We start from the raw sequence: 6,458 nt of genomic DNA on the forward strand, positions 1-6,458 counted from the left end.
GTTATTGGGCGGTTACGTTTATCTTAATTATATATACTCTTAAAACCCAAGGGGTAAAAATCCCCCCTTACAATCCTACCATTTCATCAAGCCAGCTAGAGAAATTGTCTTCCTTTGTATCTTCCTCATTCCATTCAAAATCTTCCAAGTATGTTCTATTAGTGATTAGTTTGACACGTTTGTTTTGGTATTGGGGATCTAAATAGAATAGGGGGTCTCTTCACTATACAAGTTAGCGAGGACCCGAACTCTTTTCCTATACTCTACTCGTTTTATTGGACCACTTTTTGAGACAATTCTAGTGTATATGTTTTATACAATTGATGGCAAGTTTGATTCTCTCCTATTTTAATCAAGGAAACACAAGGTAAGACAAGTCCTGACCAGATAGACTCTAGTATTTCCTCACGATTTGAATGTTCTTCTAACTTGGCAACAATCTGAGGAGCCATCTTATAGTAGGATTCAATTTCCTCCTGACCACCATCTTTAAAAGCTAGATAAGAATCCCTGAATTTTCGCAAAGTCATCAATTCATCACAGTCATCTGCCAATCCCTTGTAAGTTACAGCTGCTTCTGTCAAATAACAACCTCTTTGTTCAATCTGATAGTAAGCATCTGGTTCACCAAAAAATCCAGTTCTAGAGTGCACATATCTCTCTGCATCACTCCTACGTTGAAAAACAGCTACTTCTCTTCCCTTACGATATACAATAAATTCCATTTCTTTTACCTCCCTATCTTACAATATTTAATAATTCCTCATAACTTGAAACCACATCATAGATGTGCTGATCATTAATCAATCCAGCTTGAGCTAACGCTTTAAAATGAGCACGCGCACAGGAAATTTTTGCTTGCTCAGCTTGTTTTAATTGAAGACTAGACATAGAGCCTTTTGTTTCTGCAACAAAATAGATATGCTTGACACTACCTTCACGGAAGGCGATTGCCCAGTCAGGGTTATAGTTTCCAAGTGGAGTCGCAATACTGAACTTCCCTGGTAACTTCACATAAACACGAACATCCTCGTATTGTTCCAAAGATTCTTTAAACGTCTTCTCCGTATTTGAATCAACTTTTACAAAATTGTAAATCCCTTTTTTGGATTCAAGTAAGTGATCATCTGATCTGTTAGCAGTTTCAGGATTGTCATAAAACAAGTCCATATCATACTCTTCATTTAACACATTATACTGAATATGCTTGATAATTTGACTTGCTTTTTGTTCATTAATAAGCTTTGAAACCTTAAAAATAAACTCTTCTGGATTTTGTTTAAACTTGTCAAATTGGTAGACATAGATTTTACTTAATATTTCCGCAACCAATTTACGAGTTAAACCAGTCTGCTCAGCAATCTCCCCTAGCAAATCATATTTGGTCATAATCTGCGAATCCGTTAGATATTCTTGTTGGCGATCATTTTCAGCTACCGTAAAGTTCAGTCCCTCTTCTTTACTCATATCTGCTGCACTTGCTTGAGTTATTTGGAAACTTGGTTTGCTAACGACTAATTTCTCATTGATATAGTCAACCGAATGTTTTACCAATTCCGCATCATCAAATTCTACTTGATAGCTGGTCTTTCGATTGATTTGCTTCCAGAGATTTAAGAATTCTTTTCGAGCAATATTTTCTTGATTGACCTCATTTGAGAACTGAATGACTGAATGATTGGCATTTTCAATTTCATACTGTCCAGCATGATAAACGCTCTCCAATATCTCTACCAGCTTATCCTCATAACCTGCTAGTGTTTCAGACAGTTGTAACTGATGATTTTCTTTTGTAGTAAAATATTCTGCAGTCAATTGCCCTTCACGGTCTATATAGCCTTGTCGAATCAAATCAAAATGAATCGAATCTGCTTGTTCCTTGGTAATTCGTATTGTTTGACCTTCTTGATTGGTTAGAACTTTATTCGTAAAGAGAGTAACATCCACTTTTACAGGACGTTCTGCTAAGAGTTCTTTGATTTCTTCTTGTAGACTTCGAGCAAATTGATCATAACTTTCATTTGCAATTACTGTCAGTTTATTGATTTCATGAACATCATTTCCTAAGAGTTCAAAATCCTGACGAATTCCGTTTTGGTCAACTGCTAAACGCATACCACGACCGATTTCTTGACGTTTTCGAGTCTCTGCTGAAGATTGCTTCAGCGTACAGATTTGAAAGACATTAGGATTATCCCATCCCTCTTTTAGAGCTGAGTGAGAAAAGAGGAAACGAACTGGCTCTTCAAAGCTCAATAAACGCTCCTTGTCCTTCATAATCAAGTCATAGGCATCAATGTCATTTGAAAGATTATTTTTCTTTTCACTGGCAGATTTATAGTCCACAAAAATGGTCTTATCTGACTTCTTCACTTTATCTACCGAAAAGTAACCGGCATGAACTGAATTTCCCTCAAGATTAGCCTCCAAATATCGACGATAAGGAGTTGGTTCCTGTGTTTGGATAAACTGGTTTACTTGATTTCGATATTCTTCTTCAAAAATCTGAGCATATTCACCATTATAGGCATCATTATGTTCATCATATTGCTTATACTTAGCCACTTCATCGATGAAAAATAGGGATAATACTTTAATTCTTCGATTGTACAGTTTACTTTCCTTTTCGATATGACTTTTTATAGTCTCTCGGATTTGAATTCTTCTGATGCTCGACTCATCCACTTCCCCTATCACTTCACCGACATGAAGTTCTTGCGTCACACCAACTTGAAGTTTGTTCTCTCTTGCATCAAAGTGACTAAGGGTCATTCCTTTATAAGCAGATAAATTCCCTGATTCAGCGTACAAATCAAAGGGTTCTTCCACCACCTTCAATTTCCTCTTAACACCTGACTGCGTTTTTACTTCAAACTCAACTTTTGCTTTGGGTGCTCCTGTTTTTTGTGGAATGATTTCTTGTAGATATAGATATCCTTGTGTCCCAGTCGTCCCAGTTTGCTCAATAGCCTTAACTGCAATCTTCTTCACTAATTTTTGATTGTAAGCATCCATGGCATCCAATCTATAAACCATATCATGTTTTTCTTTATGGGTAGCCGAATAACGTAGCGTAAACAATGGCTTGAAATCTTTTAGTCTTTCCTTGGTTTGTTTCCCTTCAACAGACTGAGGTTCATCAATAATCATAATCGGATTCATAGCTGCCAAGACGTCAATTGGACGACGCCAACGGAAACTTTCCTGTTCAGAATGAATCCGTCTCGCATCTTTCCCTTTCGCATTAAAGGCTTGAGAGTTGATGACCATGATTTGAAGGTCTGACGAATTGGCAAAACTATCCAAATCACCTAAACGTGAGGAATCATAAACAAAATAGCGTGGTTGCTTCCCATACTCCATCTGAAAGTGGCTTGACATAATATGAAGAGACTTGAGAACTCCTTCACGAATAGCAACACTTGGAACGACAATGACAAATTTAAGCCAGCCATACCGTTTATTCAACTCCATAATTGTACGGATATAAGTGTAGGTCTTCCCTGTTCCCGTCTCCATCTCTATTGAAAAATTATAAGCTTCTCTTCCAGCAATCATATCAATAGAAAGACTATCAGAAGGGCGTAAACCATAGCGAGTTTGCATGGCATGAACATTTTCTCGTACACTTGCTTGACTCAATTGAATCGGTGCATTTCGATAAGCATCTAAAACCAAATCTACCTCATCTGACTTGAGACGACCTGGATCCGCCATATACTGAACTCCAGTATGTTTGGCTTGCCCTTGAAATAAATCTGCAATGGCACTCACCGCATCCAACTGAAATTGTTGTTTTTTAAATTGTAGTTTCATAATTTATTTTCTTCTTTAGAATTTATTACTTTTAAGATAAAACCAAATACCAGATAAGAACTAATGGAATCAATAAATATTGAAACCAAATAATGATTTTATTCCAACTAAAATCATATCTCTTGATAAATTGCTCAATATAAATAAAGGCATTTTTCAGCCAACACTTTTTCTTATCATCTTCACTTGTCTCATCTGTTACTTTAGATTCCTTGTCAGATTGCGAATTGCCTTGACCATATTTTTTCTTCTGATACTTTTTAGCACACTTATGATCATAATCTGAATGATTTTCATTTCCTCGTAAACTAATTTGATACCTTGACATTATCTGTTGGTATTTTTTAATTTTTTCATCATCACTAAGTGATCTTTGGAAAATAATTGATTTTAATTCAAGTAAAAAGTCTTCTAATTCCAACTGATGATAATGTAGTTTCAGAGCTCTCTCATTATAATTCAACTTAGCAACAAAATTCTGGACAAGCAAAGAATATATGGAAAACAAAGCCGACAAAGCTAATCTATCTTTATTTTCAGCATATTCGTACAATCTTTTACTCGTATTAATCCTAGCTGAACGCACAATATCTATCGAATTGCATTTTAAATTAATCTCATAGTCTATATCTCTATCTTTAAAATCTAGAATTTCGCTCACATTACACCACCTTCACTTTTGTATGAGGTGATAATTCTTTGAAGATTTCACTTACGTTAATCTTATCTGCTGAATTGGCAAATGAACTATCACGGAAAACAGCACGGAGTGGTTGTGCTTGAGCGATATGATGGATAACTTCTTCTGATATTTCATCTTCAAAACAAGCCATAAGTGATCCTTGATCTACATCATAAACTTCTGCGCCTGCTACTTTCTCCAAGTCAATGGCTAGTGACAGTTCCATTCCCCATGTCAGCATCACTTGGAAAAGTAAGTCAAGGCCAGTACGTCCTTCCTTGATATTGGATACACTATCAAATAGTTCTCCCTGGATAAATTGATTAGGTCGAGCTGAAACATCTTTGAAATTAGAAGAGTCTAACTTATAAGCCTTAAATCCAAAGTCCTGCTTGCCAACCAACTCAGGATACTCCTCCTGAATCTTGGCAGCAGCACGACGAATCCGCTCACGTGAAATCTGATCAATAGTTTCATAACCTGCTTCTTTAGCAGCAGACTTATCAGCTACTTCTTCATCCAAAGTACATAGGATAAACTTACGATTTCCACCATCTTCAGCATTCAGTTGCATAACTGCGTCTGCCGTAGTACCAGAACCACCGAAGAAATCAAGAATAAGGGCGGTTTCTATACTTGCACCTAATCCTAACAAATTTAATAATAGTTTTGTCGGCTTAGAAAAATCGAATACTCTAAAATCAAATAACTTCTTAATTTCAGTATTGGCACGTTGATTTGTTCCAAACTCTACATTCCAAAAATCATTAGATAGTTGACCATTCTTCATTGCATCACTTAAATATATCTTTGTTCTTGGAACTCCTCCATTTTCTGGCCAATGAATTTTGTCATCTTTTAAAAGTTGGTGAAAATCTTTTTCCGAAACCATCCATGGTCCCATAAGTACTTTTCCAGCAGGACTTAGAATTTCATAATTAAACCTTCCTCGAACTTCATCACGTAGGATGCCTCTCCCATATTTTCCTTTTGAATCTTCATAAGCATATTCTTTCTTAGCTGTATCTGAAAGTGGTAACCGTCCATATGTAACTCTAGAATAATCCTTTGAATACACATATATATATTCTTTTACTCTAGCAGCTTTACCTATATTAGGCTGATTATCACTTCTTCTCCAAGCAATCGTTTGAACGAGATTCTCCTCCCCAAATATCTCATCACAGATAGCTTTCAGATTAGCTTGTTCATTATCATCGATAGAGATAAAGATGACACCTGAATCTTTGAGGAGGTTACGAGCTAGGCGGAGGCGTGGATACATCATATTGAGCCAGTCTGAGTGATAACGGGCCGAATTTTTTTCATTTTTTGTGAGCCCAATGACCTGGCGCCCTTCTTCATCCAAAAGTTCCATCTCTTCCTTCAACTCTTCGTCTGTTTTTTGGAACTTATCAGAATATACAAAGTCTTTCCCTGTATTATAGGGTGGATCGATATAAATCATATCAATTTTTCCTAGATAGGATTCTTGTAAGATTTTCAAGACTTCTAAATTATCTCCAGTAATAAAGACATTTTCACTGTTTTCAAAGTCAACACTTTCATCAAGATCTGGTCTTAGGGTTTTGGTAGTTGGTCGCCCAGCTTCTGCAATAGCTTCACGCTTTCCAACCCAAGTAAACTCATAGGATTCTCGACCATCCACAATTTCCTCTGATAAAAACTGTTTAAGCTTCTCAAAGTCAATCGCAGAACGTAATCTGCCGTATTCATCCCTCTTTTCCGTCAGAACTTCAGGAAAAAGTTGACCAATTTTTGAAATATTATCTGTAAAAACATCTTTTGAAGTGAGAGTTAATTTCTCAAGTCCAGAGTTTTCACCTGTGTGCTGTGCTGTACTGTGCTGTGCTGTGCTGTGCTGTGCTGTGCTGTGCTGTGCTGTGCTGTGCTGTGCTGTGCTGTGCTGTGCTGTGCTGTGCTGTGCTGTGCTGTGCTG

General features: G+C 36.8%; 4 protein-coding genes. All 4 read right to left on the minus strand.

Annotated elements, in window-relative coordinates; genetic code table 11:
• Positions 1 to 272: 272 nt before the first annotated feature.
• The 4 genes from HT678_RS11125 to HT678_RS11140 are packed head-to-tail and all read right to left on the minus strand — an operon-like array spanning position 273 to position 6,167.
• Positions 273 to 725, minus strand: coding sequence for a CFI-box-CTERM domain-containing protein (locus tag HT678_RS11125; RefSeq protein WP_050223616.1), 453 nt, complete (start codon positions 723 to 725; stop codon positions 273 to 275).
• A gap of 13 nt (positions 726 to 738) precedes the next feature.
• A complete protein-coding gene (locus tag HT678_RS11130; RefSeq protein ID WP_050223617.1) occupies positions 739 to 3,816 on the minus strand; it encodes a DEAD/DEAH box helicase family protein in 3,078 nt (1,025 codons plus the stop codon).
• A 31-nt stretch (positions 3,817 to 3,847) separates the two neighbouring features.
• Positions 3,848 to 4,477, minus strand: a complete 630-nt coding sequence (locus HT678_RS11135; RefSeq protein WP_050223618.1) for an SLATT domain-containing protein — start codon at positions 4,475 to 4,477, stop codon at positions 3,848 to 3,850.
• A gap of 1 nt (position 4,478) precedes the next feature.
• Positions 4,479 to 6,167, minus strand: a complete 1,689-nt coding sequence (locus HT678_RS11140; protein WP_050971680.1) for a site-specific DNA-methyltransferase — start codon at positions 6,165 to 6,167, stop codon at positions 4,479 to 4,481.
• Positions 6,168 to 6,458 lie beyond the last annotated feature (291 nt).

The organism is Streptococcus sp. 3167 (assembly GCF_013277175.1).
GTDB lineage: Bacteria > Bacillota > Bacilli > Lactobacillales > Streptococcaceae > Streptococcus > Streptococcus pseudopneumoniae.